This window comes from Xenorhabdus eapokensis (assembly GCF_001908105.1).
Map to the genome: position 1 here is coordinate 1 of NZ_MKGQ01000135.1, position 915 is coordinate 915.

Below are 915 nucleotides of genomic sequence, written 5' to 3' on the forward strand. Positions count from 1 at the left end.
GATGGTTTGTAATATGAACCATCCTTCCCATAGTCTTTCCCATCCTACTCGACCATTACGTTTTGAATCGTACCAACCCGCAAGCTTTCCGAGGTTAATATAGGCCCAGTAGAGGCTTGGGGCTTTCTTCGGTGGCTTCGATTTATTTTGCTTTGACCACAGTAAGTTCCACGCTAGCGGACTCAGGATCATTTCACAGCTCTGCTTTTCTGCTTCCTCTTTATTGAGTCCCAGATAACGCAATTGATGAAGACGGACTGCAATGAACGCGAGTATCACCACCATGCGTTCTAAGTTCTCTTTGTTCTGCATGCGTAAGTCTTCAACTTGGGTTCCGCCGCTTTTCCACGCTTTGTGAAATTCTTCAATCAGCCAACGTTTTTCGTAGTAATCGAGAATACACTTGGCATCTTCTTTTGTTTTCACTGGCTCTGAGGTCAAAATGTGCCAGCTCAAGCCGTCATGATTTCCCGTTTCTTGACAACCGACATAGTACAGCGGGACAGAGTCACCGATTTTATTTGCAGGAATTTTTACGGTCACAGCCGCATAACGAACTTCGCAGTGTGCATCACGCGCTTTTCGTCCCCCTTTTTGCCTAACCTGAACCGTTCTCGTATCCGCATGCGCCAAAGCGCCACTGTATTGATAAAGCTTTTCGGCACTTTCTTCTATGCAGCGGCTTTGCATAGAGCGGACGACAAAACGCTGATGATTTGAGACCTTGTAGGTCAGATACTCAATAATATCCGCTTCTCGGTCACAGACAGAGATAACTTTCCGCATGTCAGTACCGAGGCGGGTTTCCATTGCGCGTGAAGCCCGTTCCCATTTATAGCTTTCTTTGTCTTTGTAAGCTCTGCTCGCATGATATTGATTTTGCCCGTAAGCTTGAAGGTCTCTCGTCCAACGAGC

General features: G+C 46.7%; 1 protein-coding gene. It reads right to left on the reverse strand.

Going from position 1 to position 915, the window contains the following annotated elements; all coding sequences use genetic code 11:
- Nucleotides 1-915, reverse strand: a 915-nt coding sequence (locus Xedl_RS19790; protein ID WP_074025440.1) for an IS4 family transposase, incomplete at both ends; no start/stop codon positions are given.